The sequence below is a fragment of the Clostridioides sp. ES-S-0010-02 genome (assembly GCA_020641055.1).
In the GTDB taxonomy this organism is placed as follows: Bacteria; Bacillota; Clostridia; order Peptostreptococcales; family Peptostreptococcaceae; genus Clostridioides.
The window spans coordinates 1233781-1253948 of record CP067345.1 but is presented as its reverse complement, the minus strand read 5'-3'; the positions used below and the strand labels follow the sequence as shown (position 1 = coordinate 1253948).

Sequence of the window (20168 nt, the reverse complement as noted above, 5' to 3'; positions counted from 1 at the left end):
ACTTATTATAAAATAATAAAAGATACCTTCAGCAAAAAAGCTATGAAGTAATAATTTTTATTATTAGTTTCATAGCTTTTAATATTAATATATTAATTGATTTAATATTACTGATTGATAATTATAAAGTGTATCTGTTAAAGGTATAAACTCTGAACCAATCCCAAATTTTAATTCTGCAAACGCCTCTAAATAGTCTGGGTCACATACATCTTCCTGTGTTAAATCTTGAAGTACCATTTCAGTCGCAAGATAAGTCGCTAATGATGGTATAAAAGCGTCCATTGGCATGGGATATCCACCAAGTCTATTTGACATGCCAGCAGCTTTAGCCTTTTCACTTATCATATCATTTATCTTGTCATAATTTTGAGCATCTTTTTTAGCTATTTTAAATCCCATAACGCTAGGATATGTATCTGTTGGTGATGGATTACTTTGCTCTGCAACTATATATTTTAACTCTAAAGCTTTAGTTAATATAACTTCATCCATATACTCATTTACACCAAATACATTTATATCTTTTCCATACTTCTTAACCTGTTTGTCTATATCTTCATTTAAAAATTGCTTCATTTTGCCCTTATCTTCTTCTGTATTTACATTTGGTGTATCAACTTGTACAAATTGCATTCCTAAACTTCTACAAGTCTCTTTAATTTTTTCTAGTCTTTTGGCGATATTGGCATCTTTCAAATCATCCTTAGATGCATAATGAATAAAAGCTTTTGCTCCCAGTTCCTTTGAACGTTCAACTAATAACTTTCCTCTTTCCTCTGTGTCAACTCCTAGATTTACATCTACATATTGACTCAATTGGTTTTTGTCCTCTCCCATAGGAGCTGAGATAGTTATTATTTCTGGACGCTTTTCTTTTACCTTTTGTAATGCTGGTAAAAGACCTGCTTGGTCCGTTGATACTACAATCGCCTGAATTTCTTTATCATCAGTCAATTTTACTATTTCATTTATAGACTTATCTATATTAGAAGTAAAGTTTTCTGGCAACACAACATGTTTTATAGTTCGCTCAACTCTAGCTTCACCATCTTTTTCTTTATCAGTTTCATTAGCTTCCTTATACTCTTTTGCTAAATCTTCTACTATACTGTATTGTACTTTATTTTCAGATAATGGCTGAGTTACTACTGCAACTTTGAAATCATCAATGATTTTCTCTTTATCATTTTTGCCTGTAACTAAACTACACCCTGTAATCCCAATAATTAAACATATAGATAGCATAAGTGCTGTTATTTTTTTAAGCATTAGTTAAAACCTCCTAAATTTGTACTTTCTTATCACTATTACTAATTTTATCATACTTCAAAGAAAAATTATATTATAAAAAAATTATATGCTAACTATTATAATCCAATCTAAAAAGTACTATAGGTAGATTAGATTTTGATTAAATCTACCCATAGTACTAAAAAAATTATATATTATAAAATTAAATTAATTATAAATTATTATGCTATTTGTTTTTGCTTTTTATGAAGTTACCAACTATTCCACCCAATATAGCTGGTATTACCCAGTTAAAGCCCAAACCTGCAAGTGGTAAACTTTGTATAAATGGAACAGCTCCTGTCATTCCATTTACAGCTGATAATACACTAACTAGTAATGTAACATATGCTGCACCCTTAAATGCATTATCATTTTTTATATGCTTACCAGCTAATTCCATGATAACTATTGCCAATAAAACAGGATATATAGTTTGTAGAATTGGAACTGATATAGCTATTATAGCATCAACACCTAAATTAGATATAAGCATACTAGCCACACATATACCGATAACTAGTTGTTTATAAGTTGCTTTACTTATTCCTTCAAAATAAGTTGAAATTGATGCTGTTAGACCTGTAGAAGTAGTTAAACAGGCAAGTGCTACAATTACACCTAAAATTATCTTTCCTACTTGACCATATAATAGTATACTAGTTATCTCAACCAATAAAGATGCTTGAGGTATGCTAGTATCATATAAAGTTGAAGCTGTTGCTCCTAGATAAGTAAGACCACCATATACTAATGCCAGGAATACACAGGCTACAAAACCAGCTTTAATAGTCATACCTATTTGGTCTTTATCTGATGTATATCCTTTAGCCACTATAGACATTAACATTATAGTAGCCATAGACGCTGCACCTAGAGCATCCATTGTTTGATAACCTTGTGATATACCTTCACCAAATAGATTTTTATCTATCATATGTTCTGGACTCATAGGTCCTGCTGGAGATATTATCCCTTTTACAATTAGAACAAATAATACTAATAATAACGCTGGAGTTAAATATTTACCTATTATGTCTATAACTTTAGAAGACCTAATCGTAAATGCTAAAGTCAAACCAAAGAATATTACTGAAAATACTGCTTTAGCTACTGTTCCATGGTCTCCAAATATAGGTATAATACCCATTTCATATGTTGTTGCACAAGTTCTTGGTATAACAAGAAGTGCTAAACATGCTAGAGCAGCTACACTCATTACTCTTGCTAATCCTTTACCTGCTCTTCTAAGTACATCATCCATGCTTCCTTTACATCTTGCTGTTGCTATGATAACAAGCATTGCTATACCAGCATCTGCAACAACAAAGCCAACAAGAGGAATTAACCAGTCTTTACCGGATTCCATTCCTAAAAATGGAGGGAACATAAGATTTCCTGCGCCAAAGAACATAGAGAACAAAGCAAAACCAACTATAAAAATATCTCTCATCTGCTTACTCACACCAAACTACCCCCTTTGAAAATATTTTGAATATTAAGATAATCTTACTTTATTTTCATAAAAATGTCAATCTGGTAAAAATTCTCATATTGTTAACGTTTTCCCAATTTAATATTTGCATATAATTTTCATTTTATGATAATTCCCATCAGTTTTGTTAAATCAATTGCTTGCGACACATCAAAACAAGCTCCCCTAATATCATTTATTCCTACTTCAATACCTTCAATATTATTAGTGGTAAAATCTACTCCAGAAAGTTTAGTTCCATTAAAATTCGATTTTTTTAAATTTGTATACTCGAATACTAAATTTTCATTTTTTACTTCCTGAAACACAGAACTTTCAAAATTTGAATCTAAAATAGAAACTATCTTGAACTTAGAAAACGAGAAGTTAGAATATCTACCTAAAACATCCTTAAACAATACGTTTTTAAGTATACAATCATCCAATCTAACTCCTATTAATTTGCTGTCTTTAAATTCAACTCTGTATATACTTCCTCCATAGAAAGACGTATTGGATAAATTACAGTTTTCAAATACTACATCAAGTAAGTCAATCTTTTTTAAATTACAATTTTCAAAGGATACATTTCTAAATATACAAGATTCAAAACTTGCTCCTGTAATATCTAAATCACTTATAACCTCATTTTCTATAGTTTTATTAAATATTTTTTCATCATTGAATATATCATCTAATATAACTTCAATATTTTCAACATTTTCTAATTCCCCTGTAAATTTAGGCTTTTGTACTTTAATAATCTTAGTCATTTTCTCCTCCACTATAAATTATATTATTTTTAAACTCGTTTTTATTATTATATTAAGCTATTATATGTACTTTCAATATATTAAAAAGTTTTTACGAAATATTCTTGTATTCAGTACATTTATAATTATATCACAAACTTATTTATAATGAATTTCCATTAATAGCATAAGTGTTACAGAAGTATAACATTTATTATACTTCTGTAACATTTATCTTTAGAAATAATTATTCTTTATAAAAAATGACCTCGGTTTTTTATAAAATCGACAAAAAAAACGAATAATTTCTTTAAATTTATTGTAAATAATACAATATTACGATATAATACAACAGAAAAACAAATAGAAAATGTTCATATAATATTAGTAATATGGTCTAATAGTCTCTACAAACTCACCTTAAATGAGTTTTCTATGAATAGAATGTTAACTTTAATATATATTCTATTCTATCTATATGAATATATATTTTTTTGTTTATATTTTAAAGTTTTTTGGAGGTAAAAATGGTACCAAACACTAATAATGTACAACCAGATGGAAATAATTCATCATTAAGCTTTTTAGACAAGATGTTTAAATTCAGCGAACGTGGCTCTAACCTTAAGACAGAAGTAATAGGTGGGGTTACTACATTCTTAACAATGGCATACATAGTTTTCGTAAATCCAGCAATATTATCTGAAGCTGGCATGGATAAAGCAGCACTTATAACAGTTACTATATTAGCTACAGCCATTGGTACACTGATATTTGCAATTTTAGGAAATGCACCATTTGCACTAGCACCTGGTATGGGTCTAAATGCATTCTTCACATATTCATTGGTTATAGGAGCAGGAATTCCATGGCAAACAGGTCTTGGAGTTGTATTCTTATCTGGATGTGTATTCTTCACACTCGCAGTAACAGGTCTACGAAAGACAATTGCTGATGCAATTCCTCGAGAATTAGCAGTAGCATCTTCAGCAGGTATAGGTCTTTTCCTTGCTTTTGTTGGTTTAAAAAACATGGGTGTTATAATTGCAAACCCAGATACAATAGTTTCACTTGCAGATTTTACACCAACAGTTTTAATAGCTCTTTTTGCACTTATCTTAATGGCAATATTAGAATACAAAAAAATTAAAGGTGGAATATTAATAAGTATAGTAGTCGCAACAGTAATATCTATTATATGTGGATTTGTAGAATTACCAACAGCAATAATCTCAACACCACCAAGTATAGCACCAATTGCTTTTAAATTAGATATTATAGGAGCGTTAAAATTCTCATTAATTGGACCTATATTCTCTTTCATGTTTATAGACATGTTTGATTCGTTAGCATTTCTTATCACTTGTTGCAAACAGATGGGTCTTGAAGATGAAAATGGAGAAATAAAGGACCTTGGAAAAATGTTATATGCAGATGTTTCTTCTACTTTAATAGGTTCGTTTTTAGGAACTAGTACAGTTACAACATTTGGAGAATCGGCTTCTGGTATAGCAGCAGGTGCAAGAACTGGACTTGCTTCTGTAGTAACCGCGGCATTATTCTTAGCTACACTTATATTTACACCATTACTTGGTATAGTTCCTACTTATGCTGCAGCACCTGCACTTGTCATGGTTGGTGTATTTATGTTTGAAAGTATAAAACAAATCGATTTTGCTGATAGTAAAATAGCAGTCCCTGCTTTTGTTACAGTTTTATTGATGCCTCTAACTTATAGTATAAGTATTGGTTTGTGTTTTGGATTTATTTCATATATAATAATGCATGTTGTAGCTAAAGAAACTGATAAGGTTAGTATAACACTTTGGGTTATAGGGATACTTGCAGTTGTAAACTTAGTACTAAGTTAGTATTTTAATTTTGATATATTAAAAGCTTATTTATTTTTAATTTAAAAATAGCAAAATCAATTTTATATCTAAATTGATTTTGCTATTAACTTTATATATAAAATTTATTATCATAATATATAGATAGAAAAATACATAGAAAAGGGATGATATTTATGTCACAATTACTTATAAAAAATGCATATCTAATCACTATGAATACAGATAGAGAAGTATATGAGAATGGAAGTATACTTATTGAAGACAATATTATAAAAAAAGTTGGGAAATTTGATAATAATATTGTAGATAAAGATGCTGAAATATACGATGCTAATGGAAAAATATTAATGCCAGGATTAGTCAATACACACGTTCACTTATCTCAACAATTAGGTCGTGGTCTTTCTGATGATGTTGTTCTTTTAACATGGCTTAGAGAAAGAATCTGGCCATATGAAAGTAGCTTTAATTACGAAGATTCTTTAATCTCATCTACTGCATGTTGTGTAGAACTAATAAAATCTGGTGTCACTACATTTTTAGAGTCTGGTGGTCAATATGTCGATGCTATGGTTGAAGCTGTTGATAAAACTGGAATTAGAGCATGTCTAGCTAAATCAGTTATGGATACAGGAGATGGTCTTCCTGAAGCATGGCAAAAAACTACTGATGAAGAAATCAACACTCAATTAGATTTATACCATAAGTTTAATAATACATCTAATGAAAGAATTAAAATATGGTTTGCTTTAAGAACTATTTTTAATACAACTGAGGATTTACTTGTTAGAACTAAACAATTAGCTGACAAATACAACACAGGTATACATATGCATGTAGCTGAAATAGCTGATGAAATTTCATTTGTAAAACAAAATACTGGAGTTGGAACAGTTGAATATCTTGATAAGTTAGGTGTTTTGGGGCCAAACCTTTTAGCTGCTCATACAGTTTGGCTTACGCATAAAGAAATTGATTTATTCAGATTACATGATGTAAAAGTTTCTCATAACCCTGGTGCAGCTATGAAAGTAGTACTAGGTTTTGCATCAATTCCTGAAATGCTAGAAAAAGGAATTCCAGTCTCAATTGGTACTGATGGGGCTCCTTCAAATAATAGAATGGATTTAATGAGAGATATGTATTTAACTTCATTAATACATAAAGGAAGAACTTTAAATCCAACAGTTATTCCAGCTGAACAAATATTAGAAATGGCTACTATAAATGGAGCAAAATGTGCTTTACTTGAAAAAGAAATTGGCAGTCTTGAAGTTGGCAAAAAAGCAGATATGATTATTCTTAATCCAGATACAATTCATTGCTTACCAATGCATAATCCAATTGGAAACATAGTGTATTCTATGACTAGCGAAAATGTAGATTCTACAATTTGTGATGGAAAGTGGCTTATGAAAGAAAGAAAGGTATTAGTTGTAAACGAATCTGAGTTATTGGAAAAAGTTAAAAAACAAGCTTCTAAAATAAAAGAAAAATCAGAAGTTAAAATTCCTTCTAAATTTAAAATTATAAAATAAAATAAAACCAATTGTTTTGTAGAGATACAGGTTCAAGTAAACTTGTATAGTCTACTTACAAAACAATTGGTTTTTTTATGCTATATTTTATTAAAATAAAAATAGCTATTATATTATAAATACATCACTAACAGTTAGGTTCAGATTTAGATTCATTTTTTTATACTTAGTTATATCATTACAACACATTAGGCACGCACTTTTTTGTTCATTCATTGGACAAACTTCACATGGTTTATCTCTATTCTAAAATACCTTATAACACAATTGATTTATCTCTGTGTTTGGAGCTATACTCAATATGTTTTGATTTATAAATAAAAGCTCATATGTATTCTTGTTTATCACATAAGTCCATTAATTCAAATTATCCATAACTGCTTTTATATATTTCTGGTATAAATGTCAAGGATTCTATTTCCTCTTTTGTCCAAAATCTATTTCCATTACACTCGTCAAAGCCTACATAACCACTAAATTCGCCCTCATCTAAGATTGTACATTGTGACATAGATTCTATCCATTGTACTTTCAAAATTTTATATAACCCATCATCAAGTGAAGATTGATTACAGTTTAAATTTCATATAATTCATAATATTATTTAGTTTATAACTTTTACCTTACTTCTATCTAATACCATTTTAAGTGAATTTTCAACAGTTTCAATCACGTCTTTATAACTTAAATATACGTTTATGTAAATATAATCTTCATCTAAATTGTATTCAGTTACTCTACAATACAAAAGTTTTCCTCCATCTAATAAATTACTCAAAATATAATTATCTTTTCTTGGAACATAACCTATTACATACCCAGTTTCTCCAACTATTTTAATAGCATTTTCATCATATAAATTATCTTTCTCTCTTTTTAGATAGTATATCTTACTCTTCTCCAATTCCTTTTCTAAATATTCTCTATTTCTAAACCTTGAGCCAGCAACAGCTACTGAAATCAAATAAATGTCTTTACCATGCTCATTTACCTTCAGCTTTTTAGTATTTACAAATTCTTTTTTTAAATTATTACTTTCATATAACAATCGTCTTAACTCATCTTTTAATTTGATATTTTTTTCTTTTTCATAAGCTTCTTTAACTATTTGCATTTCTTTAAGAGAAAGTCTCTCTCTATACCTCTTCAAAATATTTATAGATTCCTTACGTACTTCATTTATGTTTCCAAAAAGTCCTTTTAAAGATAAATTTTTTCCTTTAGGGTACAGTGATTTACTACCTTTAAGGACAATGAAAAATAACATATCATCATAATATTCTTGTGTTAATTTATTTTTTTCTATATCTTCCATTTTTCCAATTAACTCTTCTGTTTTAAATGTTTTTTCAAAAAAATCTAATAACTTCAACTTACAGCTTGCACTTCCCTTTTTAGATATATGCCAATATACCTCAAAATCTCGAATATCTTTATTTAAATATGGTAATAAATCATCAAAAGATAAACGTACATCATAGATTTCTGACATTTTTATCATATCTTCTGTCTTTCCATCAGCTTCATTTAATGCTTTAAAGAATATACTTTTCCACTTTTCACTAAGTAAAACATTATTCATTTCTTTCTTAAATTCAACTTTATCACAACTTACTTTGTCATCCTCTAAAACACCTACTGCTATTAAAAAAATAGAATACAGACTATCAAAGTTAGTCCCATAGCTTGCTACAATTGGAAGAAATTGATTCACTAATTCCACTTTATTCCCTATATATTTAAATTCTACACTTAACAAATAATTGCATATAAGATATGCTAAGTTGTTTACCTTATCTTTATCTAAATCTCGTCTTTCAAGATATTCGCTTAAATCTACTGTAGAAATAATATAGTTCATTAGTAATCCTTCATATTTTTTATCTTTATATCCTTCTTCAATTAAATAAGAGGTTATTTCAGAATCTAGATTTTCCATATTGACAATGGCAAATACTTTTATTGAGCCTGTAGATATTCTAGATAGATTAAACAAATATGTATTGTAAAACTCAAGTTTTCTAATAGTATTACTTAAGTAAAATATGTATTCTCCAGATTTAGAAAATGTATCCACTATTTCTCTTATATTATCTACATCTAAATAATTTTCACTTAAAACAAGCCCAAGTTTTACATACTCATCTTTTTCACTTGTATATATTAAATCCTCTGTTAGCTGATATAACCACTTTTCATCAATTATTCGCTCTTTTATTAGAGTGTTTATCTTTTTCATAAAAATTTCAAAATAACAAATTAGAGACTTATGACTATACTCTTCTAACAGGTCAATTTTATTAGATTCACTTCTATAAATATTTAAAATATTCTCTACCAAATTATTTGCAAGTTCTACTTGTTCTCTTAAAGGTATCTTTTCGTATATACATAAATAATTCATTTCAAATGATTCTTTATATCCATCATAATCCTTAATCTTTTGTAGTTGCTTAAAAATACTACCCACTAAATTATCCTCCTTTACATTATTATAATTTATATTGATTATACTACTTATTTTAATGAATTTACATTTTTACACATAAAAAAATATTACTAGAAATTAAAATTTCCAGTAATACTAATTGTACAAATATTAAAGTTTCATCGCTTAACAATGGTTTTGTTAAATTAGAATTTATTTATCAAGTTCCGTTAACTTTACGACCAGCTCTTCACAAATTTCTTTTATTGTTTTATTATCTGTATTTACAATAATATCTGCTGATGCCATATATTTCTCTTCTCGTCTTTTCATCAAATCAGATATAAATTCAACATTCATATTATTATTAAGTATTGGTCTTTCATCACTATGTTTAACACGTTGAAGAATAGTTTCTGGACTTGCTGTTAATAAAACAACTCTTCCACTTTTTTTCATATATTCTACATTTTTATCTCTAAGTACGATTCCTCCCCCACAGGAAACAACTAGTCCTTCTCTTTGTTGTAAATTTATTAATGCTTGGCTTTCAAGATTTCTAAAATATTCTTCTCCTCGTTTTTCAAATATTTCAGAAATACTCATCCCTTGATGCTCAACTATATATGCATCTGTTTCTACTTGCTCCATTTCTAATAAATGACTCAAGTATGATGATACAGTGCTTTTTCCGACCCCCATAAATCCAACAAGCATTATATTGTAAGAGAATAAATTTTTAGCCTGTATTTTCTTACTATTTTTTACTACATATCTGAAAATATCTATAATTTCATCTTCAAACTTATGACCTTTTAGCTTCTCAATTAATGCTACTTCTTTTTTATTTTCATAGTCTGGCTGTAAAATGGGAAGACCTTTTTCCTTTTTAATATCAATAATACCTTTTATACATTCCATTCTTTTCTCAAGTAAATCAATCAGCTCATCATCATATAAGTCTATTTTTTCTCTTATTTTTTCTATATTTTCCATTGTCACACCTCTTCTTTCAGACATGTTAAAATTAAAAATACTTACAATTATATTATACTAATGTTACATATTACAATCATGTACTTTTTCTTTTTCATATCTCATGTTTACAAACAATGCAAGTAAAATTCCAACAAATGTTATAGCTACATTGAATAGTACAACATATTTTGGCCCATTTACTCCACCAGATTTTGTAATAAATCCAGCTATATTTAAAATAACATAGTTAGCTATACTAGATGCAATCATAACTATAGATGTTATTTTTCCTTTATTAGTTGGAAACATTTCATTTGCTGTCGATGTAGTCAATTGAAGCACACCACCTGCTGCTGAATAACCTATTACAAATCCTCCTACCATACAAATAGTTGGAGACTGAACAAAATACACAATTAATAACATAATTGAAGCTATTACAGGATAGATAACAAGTATTCTTATTGGCTTAACATATTTTTTTATAAGCACAGAAGTTATTAATACTGCACAGATTACTCCCATTGAATAAAAAGATTGAATTTTTGTAGGGTCAGCCATACCATATAATTTACCTAATTCTTGATTACAATTTAGCCATAGTACAAATGTAGATGTACATGTAAATCCAATACAAACAAGAGCTATACTTGTTGGTGTAAACTTCATTTTCTCTGACTTAACAGTCTTTCCATTATTATCAATAACATTGTTAGCTGGAGGAAATGGCAATATAGCTATTAAAATTGCATCTACAATAATAAGAACAGCTGTTACTATAAAAATAACTTTAAATGATATTGAATTTGCTGCAACAAATCCAATTATAAAAGGAAGTAAAAATTGCGCTAAAGCTATTGTGAATTTAGTAAACATATTTGCTATTGTTCCTAGACTAGCAAATATCTCCATACAAGAAGGTGTTACACAAGTATCTAAAAATGAGTTTGCTGCACCTCCAATTACTGCAAATATATACGCTATGTAAAAATTTGGTGAAAATACAATTCCAATAAAGAAAATTGCATGTAGAAAATTACCTATAAGTCCACTTACCTTTCTTCCATATTTATCTGAAATAGGGCCTGCAAATGGATATGATATAAGTCTACCTAACCCTAATGCAGCAATAACTGCTAAAACAATACTCACATCAAGAGTTCCATCTGATAGTGTCTTAGCTCCCCACATAGATGCAAATTCTGGTTTATATTGTCCTAAAATTGAAATTCCAATACCAAGTAAAAAATATGAAAAATACAACGCTATGGCAGTAGGATAGTATTTTTTATTATTCATAGTTATTCTCCCATTCTTGTTAATTTCTTAACATTTTTATATACAATAAACGTATTCCCATAATGGGTTTAAAGAATAGCTAAACTTTTACATTTAACTATACCACCGATACAAAACCCACTATGACAACTTATAAAGTAATATCAAAATATTTTGTAAAGTAATATCAAAACATTGAGATACATATATATTCTATATTATTAAAGTATTATTTTTTCGTCTATTTAAAGTATAATTCTTTAATTTCTTCTACAGGCATTTCCAATCCAGTGTATAGATTAAAAGCCTCAGCTCCTTGATATAATAACATTCCTAATCCACCAATAGCTTTACAACCATTAGCTTCAGCATCCTCAATCATTTTTGTTTTATTTGGATTATAAACAACATCTGTTACAACTAACTCTTTTCTTAATACACTAACATCTTTTATATTAGTTTCATTATCATGAGGTTTCATCCCAATAAGCGTTGCATTTGTCAAAATATCACTTGATGATACTTCTTCATAAAGTTTTTCTGTATCTGCTAAATCATATAAATTAACAATACATTCTGGTACTTCTTTCTTTATATTTTCAATTGTTTGTTCCGCTCTTTTATAAAAATCATCCTTAGCATTGAAAATAGATATTTCTCTTGCTCCATCTAATGCACATTGTACTTGTATAGCAGTTGCCGCACCACCAGCACCCATAATCGTAAGTTTTTTACCCTTTACTTCAACTCCATTTTCTTTTAAATTACGAACATAACCAACACCATCTGTTATATGTCCAATTAACTTTCCATTTTCATTTACAATTGTATTACATGCTCCAATTATACGAGCAGCTGGAGAAAGTTCATCCATATATTCTGTAACAGCAGTTTTACATGGCATTGTTACATTTGCTCCTTTTATGTTGAACGTTTTTATAGCTGAAAGTGCATCTTTTACCTTGTCCACAGTAATATCAAAAGCTAAGTATCTATAATCTAAATCTAATTTTTCAAAACTATAATTATACATTAGTGGTGATTTAGAATGCCCCACTGGTGTACCTATTAATGCGAATAACCCTGTTCTTCCTGAAATTTCCATAATTTTATATCCTCCCAATATCATCAATTTCTTTGCAAATAATCTATTTAATTATTTGCAAAGAAACATCTATTTAATTTCAACTATATATTTAATGCTACTTCAAAAGCTTCTTTTGTTGCATCCAATGCTCTACGAGCCTTTACTGCATCCCCAACAACATAAGTTTCATTCACAAATTTCTTTACTTCTTCGCTTAATGGGTCATAATTACGAGAACCCATAGCAAGTACTACTGAATCGAAGCCTTTTAAATTATCTTCTGTTCCATCTGCAAGTGAATAGTCAACTCCATCGTTATAGAATTTAGCAACTTTAGCACCAGTAACAGTATGTATATTGTAACTTTCAAAATCATCCATAAGGAATTTACGATGTTCAGAAATTACATCTGCACCAACTTGTTCTCTTAATTCAATAACAGTAACATCATGTTCTTGTTCACCAAGGAAGGCTGCCACTTCACAACCAACCATTCCACCACCAACAACAAGAACTTTCTTTCCACAAGATTCTTTTCCATCAAGAAGATCCACTGCATGTATTAATCCTGATTCATTAATTCCTGGTATAGGAAGTACAAGTGGAGTTGCACCAGTAGCTACAATAACTGCATCAGGTGATTTTTCTTTTATAAACTCTACTGTAACTTCTGTATTAGTGTATATTTTTACACCATATTGATTGCACTTTGAAATATAACTACGAACTAAATTAGTAATATCTCCTTTACCTGGAGGATATGCAGCTAAACGCATTTGACCACCAAGCATTTCAGATTTTTCAACTAGAGTTACCTTATGCCCTCTCTCAGCACATACCCATGCTGCAAGCATACCTCCAACACCACCACCAACAACAAGAACTTCTTTTGTAGTTTCAGCTGGTTTAAGTTCAGATTCATGACCTAATATCGGATTTGCAAGACAAGCTATAGGCTTACCTTGGAACATATTTGGCACACAACCTTGTAGACACGCAATACATGGTATCATTTCATCTAACTTCCCATTTTTAGCTTTGTTAGGCATACTTGGGTCAGCTAAACTTTGTCTACCAAATGCTACTAAATCACATCTACCTTGACGAACCATTAATTCAGCAAATTGTGGCTCTGTATAGCGACCAACAGTTATTACTGGTATACTAACAGATTTCTTTATTTCTGTAACTAAATCTGCACTAAATCCAGCATGAAGAACTGTAGGAGCCCACATATATTCATCATGTATATGTATACTACGTGAAACATGAAGTCCATCTACTCCACAATCTTCTAAATAAGCTGCGATTACTGAACTATCATGTACATCAATTCCACCTAAAATATCATCTGTACTATTTATACGACATAGTATTGCTATAGAATTACCTACCTTTTTACGTATATTTTCAATTATAAGGCGAGGTAATCTCATTCTATTTTCAAAACATCCACCAAATTCATCTACACGTTTATTTGTCCTTGGTGATATAAAGCTACTAACTAAATATCCATGAGCACAGTGAACTTCAACAGCATCTACACCAGCTTTTTTTGCACGTAACGCAGCATCTCCATAAGATTCTATAAGTTCATATATTTCTTCAGTTGTTATTGCTAATGGTGTATTACGTCCATTTGACGCAGGTATTGCAGAAGCAGCTTTTAAAGGATACCCTGCAATTTTTTCATTTCCCTCAGAACCAGCATGTTGTAATTGTATAGATACTTTTGAACCTGCATTATGACAGGCATCTATTACATTTTTAAAACTATCTATTGTGCTATCATCATACAAACAAGGTTTACGAGGTCCTCCTTTAGCTTTCTTATCCACAACACTAGATTCTATAGTTATTAATCCAAAACCACCTAAGGCACGTTCAAGATAATAAGCCTTAGAAGTTTCACTTAAAGTACCATCTGTGTTTGCGAAATTATTTCCCATAGGAGGAACTACAAAACGGTTTGGAACTGTCATTGAACCAATTTTTATAGGTGTAAACATAGAACTAATCTTCATAAGGTTTTCCTTCCTTTCAAGTTTTATATTTTTTTCTTATATTTTTATGCTTTATATACTTTAATATCGAATAAGTCTATTTTTATTTTGGAGATACTTCTGGCCATGCTTTATCTAATACTTTTTTAGTTGCCTTAAATACAGTCTCAGCTGTAGTTGATAATCCTTTAGCTACTAAAGAATCAGATATTACTTCAACACCTATAACTTCTGGTGATATATTATGTTCTTTGATTATTTTTACAAATTCTTCTGTATTTCCATATCCTTCACCTGGAGCTACACGGTCATGTAGTGATTCATCTCTAAGTTTTTCATAAGGTGTCTCTAAAACATCACAAACTTGAATTGATACTATCTTTTCTGCTGGAACAGGTGCAAGGTCATCTACTGTTTGTTTTGCTCTAGCCCAGTGCCATGTATCTAATATAAGCATTGCATTTTCACGGTTACATCCTTTTACAACACGCCAAGCAGTAGCTAAATCTGGCACACCGCTGTATGGCATAAACTCAAGTCCTATAATAAGTTCTCCTGCTCTATCACATAATTCTCCTAATGCAGTTATAATTTGTTCTTCTGGTACCATTTCTAATAGACCACAGTTTATATGTTTAACATTAAATAAACGAGCCATATGATAAACATTTTGTTCTTTTTCTTGTTGAGCTTCTGTTCTATCCTCTTTAGTCCCCCATTGAGTTATATATTCTACTTCTGTAACTTTCATATTATATTCATCAAGAATTGAAAGCATTTCTTCGTCTGTAACTCCAGCGTTTTTTGCATCCACATAATTTTCAGCACGTAATCCGATGCCATCAAATCCAGCTTCTTTTGCAATACGCACTCTATCACGGAATGAAACTTCTGTGCCTAATGTATAAGAACTAATAGTAATTGGAATGTTAATATTTTTTTGATTATTCATAATTTAAATATGCCCCCTTTAATTTCTTTATAATTAATCTTTTTTTTGATTTTATTTTTTTATTTATTCTACTAGTAGCATTATTTTACTTTAAAAATAAAAATATTTTTTTGATTTATCTTTATCTAGATTTTATAAATTCATTGTATCATGAGACTTTATTAATAACAAATTGATAATTTCCTATCAATTCATAGATTTTGTTTATAGATTTTATTGATAATATAATTTATTAATATATACCTTAACTCTATCTATCTAAAATTTAAGACAAAAAACGATAAATTTCTTTAAAAGCTTTTATTATTACGCTGTAATCATATATAATAAAAATGTGAAAAACTTCTTTAAGGTCAACTTCTTTAAATACATACAAATAAAAAATACGATACTCATGAAAGGATGAACAAAAATTGAACTTATATCACTTACGCTATTTTGTTACATTGGCACATTTAGAGCACTATACAAAAGCAGCAGAAAATTTATCTATAACACAACCAAGTTTGAGTCATGCTATTTCTTTGTTAGAAAGTGAACTTGGAGTGTCTCTATTTGAAAAGGAAGGTAGAAATATAGTTTTAACTAAATATGGTAAAATATTTTTAAGAGACGTGGAAAAATCATTAGAAATCTTAGACTCAAGTGTAAAGTCACTAAAGATAACGGGTACTGGTGAAGGTCAAATTGACTTAGCTTTCCTTAGAACACTTGGTACAGACTTTATACCTGATATGGTTCATAGATTCTTAAAATCTAATCCTGATAAATCAATTGACTTTAAATTTCATACAGGTGTAACTACTGATATTATCCAAGGTCTTAAGGAAAGAAAATACGATATTGCTTTTTGCTCAAAACTTGAAAAAGAGAAGGGAATTGAATTTATACCTGTATCCAAACAAGATTTAGTATTAATTGTACCATATAGCCACCCACTGGCTACAAAAGATACTATAGATTTAAAAGAGACAATACCTTATCCTCAAATAGTATTTAATCAAAGAAGTGGACTTAGATATATAATTGATGACATGTTTAAAAAAATAAATCAACAACCTAACATAGTTCATGAGGTAGAAGAAGACCAGGTAGTTGCTGGATTAGTTGCAAAAAATTTCGGTATAGCTGTAGTACCAAATATGCCTATGCTTAAGTTTACAAAAGTAAAAGTAATTCAAATTGTTTACCCAAGTTGGGAAAGAAATTTTTACTTAGCAGTTATAAAGGATAGATATTTGCCTCCTGCAATTAAAAATTTCAAAAACTTTGTCATTAAAAATGCTCAATTATAAGTATTAATAAAAGAGGTTATTTTTAAATAGTCTCTTTTTTAGGGTTTCTTCCAAAATAAAAAAATCTATACTTCTAAAAGTATAGATTCTTAACTGACAGTCGGCATCCGAGTCTCAGTAATAAGCGTTATATAACAGCAACTGTATTTCAATTCCTGAATAACTAAGTTATTTATATTATATCAATTTTCTAAAAATTTGTCAATCTATCTATCTCATTTTTTCAAGCCATGGTCCGACAGGCTCTACAATTGGAACTTCTTTAAAACCCCAATTTCTTATGTCATTTAAACTAGTTGGAGTGTATATTTTACTTCTTACAGATTTAAATATTTTATTTTTTTCTCCATATTGCACACATTTTGGATTTGCTTCTATTAATCCTCTTCTAGCTCTACTAAGAGGATTACATAGAATATCAGCTATTTCTAAACCTTCTTTGTAATCTACATCTTCCTTTTTGGCAATTATAAAACCTTTTACCTTGTCTCTTAACTCTTCATCTATATCTAAATATATTGTTCCATTATTAAAAACATCAAAAAATGCCTTTTGTACTTTTAAATTTGAAACATCATCTCTTGATTCAATAACGATTCTTGCAGACTCTACATTTTCATTATTTACAAATGAATAGAAATTTTGAAGCACATGTATAAAAGCTACAACATAAGGTTCCTTTGAAGGTGCATAGTATTTTTTTAATCTAGCCTTATCTACTGTTACTGATATTATGGTGCACTCTAGTTTAGATAGAAATAAAGGTAATTCATCATAAAATAACTTAATTTGTGAATCATCAAACCTTTCAAATGCTCTTGACTTTCTGGATATATCAGTCAAGTGTATTCCTATATTACTAGTTCCAAAGCAATAATCTTTAAATGCATCCATCTCTTTCCTTAAACAACAGACATAATCACCTTGACTCACTGCGTATTTATATTCAAAAATTACTCCTGTTAATGTAAATGGGTCCTCATGATTTATATCAGCTCTCCCACTTTCATCAATAAACATTATATACTTCTTCTTTATAATTTCACTCACCCTCTTAACATATGATGATATCACCTATATTTATTTTATATGAGTTTTGAAAATATTCCAAGATTTTTAGATAACTTAAACTTAATTTTGTAATAAAAAAATTGAGATATAAACAATCAAAGCTTTAGGCTGTTGAATTTTACATCTCAATTTCATTTTATACATTATTTATATAGTTTTATTATTTTCTAAGAATATCTATTAATTTATCCATACCTATATAAGATACTCCTCCTCCAATTTGATAAGGAGTTTCAACTTTTTTATTTGCAAATACTCTATTTTGTTCTGCTGATAATCCTGAATTATCCATTAAAACTATTGGTGAGTGTAATTTTGCAGCTAATGGTCCAGCTGATAAAGCATCTACTAAAGCATCTGATTTGCTAACTAACACAGATTGTAAATCAGTATCGCCATAGAATTTTTCTATAACTTTAGCATTAGTATCTAATCTGTCATTTCCATATATTCTATTTCCTGAAACATCTTCAGTAGTTATTTCATTCATCTTAGCTATTGTTGAATCATTAATTGCATTTGGTCCACCTATAAAATATGCATTTTCTAATTTTCTTTCTGTTAGCCAAATATAAGATTCTTCTGTAATTCCATCTTTCTTAACTAGTATTATAGGTTGTTTTTCTTCTCCAGCTTTAGAAGCTACAGATAGAGCATCTGCCTCTCCATTTCCAGAAACCATATAAGCTGTCTTTATTTCTTCTCTGTTTCCAAGTTCATTAGCTATTCTTACAGCAGTTTGATATCTATCTTGACCTGATATTCTCTTTGTCTCTGCATTAAAAGTACTCTTTATTTCTTGCTCTAATTTAGAACTTATTGCATTTTCTCCACCTATTAAAATTACTGTTTTAGGTGCTAATAAATTCATTTCTGCAACAGTTTCAGTTGGTAATTTATCTGTATTAGTAAGTAATATTGTTGCATTGTAACTACTTGCCAAAGGTGTTGCTGTTATTCCATCTGCTATTGCATTTCCATTTACTAATACAACAGTATCTGAACTATCAGCACCCCAATTTCCAACTTCACTTATTTTTTTAGCTGTATCAAATCTATTTGCTCCTATAACTGTGTTCCATGTAGGGTTTATTGTTCCATCTTCATTGAAAGTATAATCTTTTCCATCTATTTTTTGAGTTCCTGTTAGCATTTTACCTTCTTTGTCTAAATAGTAAGATTTACCTTCTAATTGCTGCCATCCTGTTTGCATTACTCCTGTTTTATCAAAGTAATACTTATTACCATCTATTTCTTGCCATCCTACTACTGATAAGCCATCATTTCCTAGATAGTATTTCTTGCCATCTTTTTCTTGCCATCCTGTTTGCATTACTCCATCTGAATTAAAGTAATAAGTTTTTCCATCTATTACCTTCCATCCAGATACTCTTACTCCATCAGTTCCTAAGTAATATTTTTTATTATTAATTGTCTTCCATCCTGTTTGCATTACTCCTGAAGCATCAAAATAATACATTTTTCCATTTACTTTTAACCAACTATTTTTTTGGTATGTTCCATCAGATTTTACATAATACTTCTTACCATTTTCTGTTTTCCATCCTGTTTGGTTTAAATTTATCTTATATTTTGCTGCTATTTTAGTATAACTGTCATTACTATAATCTATAATTACATCTGAACCTACTGGAACTTGGTCAAATAACCATCTAACCTCTTTATTGTGCATTCTTATACATCCACCAGAAATGTGTTTTCCTATAGAACTTTCATTATTATTTCCATGTATCCCATATGTATCTCCATAAGTTCCTTTTAGTGCTAATCCCATCCATCTATCTCCTAATGGATTTTTTGGGCTTCCTCCAGGTATATTTCCTTTATAATATGGTCTATTTTTTATCTTGTTAACTACCTTTGTTTTCCCTGTTGGTGTCTCTGAACCTTTTTTCCCTGTTGCAACTTTAAATTCTTTTACAAGCTTGCTATTTACAAAATATCCCAGAGTATTTTTTCTTGAGTTTACTATAATTACATGTTTACTGGCTGCACTTGATTCTGGTACACCACATGCAAATACTAAAACTAAAGTCATTGCTAGTACTAAATACTTTTTTAGACTTTTTTTCACTATAACTTCCCCCTCTTTTAGAAACATAACTACACGCCTCTAATTATAACATAAAATTACCAATATCTTGC

At 29.4% G+C, this 20168-nt stretch carries 15 protein-coding genes and 1 riboswitch; of the genes, 3 read left to right on the top strand and 12 right to left on the bottom strand.

Going from position 1 to position 20168, the window contains the following annotated elements; all coding sequences use genetic code 11:
- Positions 1-84: 84 nt before the first annotated feature.
- The 3 genes from JJC01_05930 to JJC01_05920 all read right to left on the bottom strand — a co-directional run bounded on the left by JJC01_05930 (position 85) and on the right by JJC01_05920 (position 3540).
- Entirely contained in the window at positions 85-1272 is a 1188-nt protein-coding gene (locus tag JJC01_05930) for a DUF3798 domain-containing protein (protein ID UDN59392.1), read from the bottom strand.
- A gap of 208 nt (positions 1273-1480) precedes the next feature.
- On the bottom strand, positions 1481-2746 hold the full coding sequence (brnQ, locus tag JJC01_05925) for a branched-chain amino acid transport system II carrier protein (protein ID UDN60133.1): 1266 nt from the start codon (positions 2744-2746) through the stop codon (positions 1481-1483).
- A 140-nt stretch (positions 2747-2886) separates the two neighbouring features.
- Positions 2887-3540, bottom strand: coding sequence for a pentapeptide repeat-containing protein (locus tag JJC01_05920; GenBank protein UDN59391.1), 654 nt, complete (start codon positions 3538-3540; stop codon positions 2887-2889).
- Positions 3541-3873: 333 nt separating this feature from the next.
- A riboswitch (purine riboswitch) is annotated at positions 3874-3975 on the top strand.
- Between the two features lie 71 nt (positions 3976-4046).
- On the opposite strand from JJC01_05920, the gene JJC01_05915 reads away from it, so the two are divergent.
- Complete coding sequence (locus JJC01_05915) at positions 4047-5390, top strand: NCS2 family permease (protein UDN59390.1); 1344 nt, start codon at positions 4047-4049, stop codon at positions 5388-5390.
- Positions 5391-5545: 155 nt separating this feature from the next.
- Positions 5546-6910 carry an amidohydrolase gene (locus tag JJC01_05910; GenBank protein ID UDN59389.1) on the top strand — a complete coding sequence of 455 codons (1365 nt, stop codon included), beginning with the start codon at positions 5546-5548 and terminating at the stop codon, positions 6908-6910.
- Between the two features lie 367 nt (positions 6911-7277).
- Here JJC01_05910 and JJC01_05905 read toward each other — a convergent pair whose 3' ends face one another.
- From JJC01_05905 to JJC01_05875, 7 genes are all read right to left on the bottom strand, one after another.
- Positions 7278-7445, bottom strand: coding sequence for a hypothetical protein (locus JJC01_05905; protein UDN59388.1), 168 nt, complete (start codon positions 7443-7445; stop codon positions 7278-7280).
- 69 nt (positions 7446-7514) lie between these two features.
- Complete coding sequence (locus JJC01_05900; GenBank protein UDN59387.1) at positions 7515-9380, bottom strand: HIRAN domain-containing protein; 1866 nt, start codon at positions 9378-9380, stop codon at positions 7515-7517.
- A gap of 171 nt (positions 9381-9551) precedes the next feature.
- Entirely contained in the window at positions 9552-10334 is a 783-nt protein-coding gene (locus JJC01_05895; protein ID UDN59386.1) for a chorismate mutase, read from the bottom strand.
- 63 nt (positions 10335-10397) lie between these two features.
- Positions 10398-11615, bottom strand: a complete 1218-nt coding sequence (locus tag JJC01_05890; protein UDN59385.1) for an MFS transporter — start codon at positions 11613-11615, stop codon at positions 10398-10400.
- 220 nt (positions 11616-11835) lie between these two features.
- A complete protein-coding gene (aroE, locus tag JJC01_05885) occupies positions 11836-12699 on the bottom strand; it encodes a shikimate dehydrogenase (protein ID UDN59384.1) in 864 nt (287 codons plus the stop codon).
- A gap of 83 nt (positions 12700-12782) precedes the next feature.
- The gene (locus JJC01_05880; protein ID UDN59383.1) at positions 12783-14705 is read right to left on the bottom strand and encodes an FAD-dependent oxidoreductase; all 1923 of its coding nucleotides are present in this window, start codon (positions 14703-14705) and stop codon (positions 12783-12785) included.
- Between the two features lie 82 nt (positions 14706-14787).
- Positions 14788-15636, bottom strand: a complete 849-nt coding sequence (locus JJC01_05875; protein UDN59382.1) for a sugar phosphate isomerase/epimerase — start codon at positions 15634-15636, stop codon at positions 14788-14790.
- A 413-nt stretch (positions 15637-16049) separates the two neighbouring features.
- Between JJC01_05875 and JJC01_05870 the strand changes: the two genes are divergently transcribed.
- Positions 16050-16931, top strand: a complete 882-nt coding sequence (locus JJC01_05870; GenBank protein ID UDN59381.1) for a LysR family transcriptional regulator — start codon at positions 16050-16052, stop codon at positions 16929-16931.
- A gap of 210 nt (positions 16932-17141) precedes the next feature.
- Here JJC01_05870 and JJC01_05865 read toward each other — a convergent pair whose 3' ends face one another.
- Together JJC01_05865 and JJC01_05860 are read right to left on the bottom strand one after the other, a co-directional pair.
- Complete coding sequence (locus JJC01_05865; protein ID UDN60132.1) at positions 17142-17951, bottom strand: DUF3800 domain-containing protein; 810 nt, start codon at positions 17949-17951, stop codon at positions 17142-17144.
- A gap of 211 nt (positions 17952-18162) precedes the next feature.
- On the bottom strand, positions 18163-20097 hold the full coding sequence (locus JJC01_05860) for a cell wall-binding repeat-containing protein (protein ID UDN59380.1): 1935 nt from the start codon (positions 20095-20097) through the stop codon (positions 18163-18165).
- Between the last annotated feature and the right edge of the window lie 71 nt (positions 20098-20168).

Excerpts from the sequence above, each read along its gene's own strand:
- JJC01_05930 (UDN59392.1), bottom strand. The coding sequence starts at position 1,272 with ATGCTTAAAAAAATAACAGCACTTATGCTATCTATATGTTTAATTATT.
- brnQ (UDN60133.1), bottom strand. The coding sequence starts at position 2,746 with ATGAGAGATATTTTTATAGTTGGTTTTGCTTTGTTCTCTATGTTCTTT.
- JJC01_05920 (UDN59391.1), bottom strand. The coding sequence starts at position 3,540 with ATGACTAAGATTATTAAAGTACAAAAGCCTAAATTTACAGGGGAATTA.
- JJC01_05915 (UDN59390.1), top strand. The coding sequence starts at position 4,047 with ATGGTACCAAACACTAATAATGTACAACCAGATGGAAATAATTCATCA.
- JJC01_05910 (UDN59389.1), top strand. The coding sequence starts at position 5,546 with ATGTCACAATTACTTATAAAAAATGCATATCTAATCACTATGAATACA.
- JJC01_05895 (UDN59386.1), bottom strand. The coding sequence starts at position 10,334 with ATGGAAAATATAGAAAAAATAAGAGAAAAAATAGACTTATATGATGAT.
- JJC01_05890 (UDN59385.1), bottom strand. The coding sequence starts at position 11,615 with ATGAATAATAAAAAATACTATCCTACTGCCATAGCGTTGTATTTTTCA.
- aroE (UDN59384.1), bottom strand. The coding sequence starts at position 12,699 with ATGGAAATTTCAGGAAGAACAGGGTTATTCGCATTAATAGGTACACCA.
- JJC01_05880 (UDN59383.1), bottom strand. The coding sequence starts at position 14,705 with ATGAAGATTAGTTCTATGTTTACACCTATAAAAATTGGTTCAATGACA.
- JJC01_05875 (UDN59382.1), bottom strand. The coding sequence starts at position 15,636 with ATGAATAATCAAAAAAATATTAACATTCCAATTACTATTAGTTCTTAT.
- JJC01_05865 (UDN60132.1), bottom strand. The coding sequence starts at position 17,951 with ATGTTTATTGATGAAAGTGGGAGAGCTGATATAAATCATGAGGACCCA.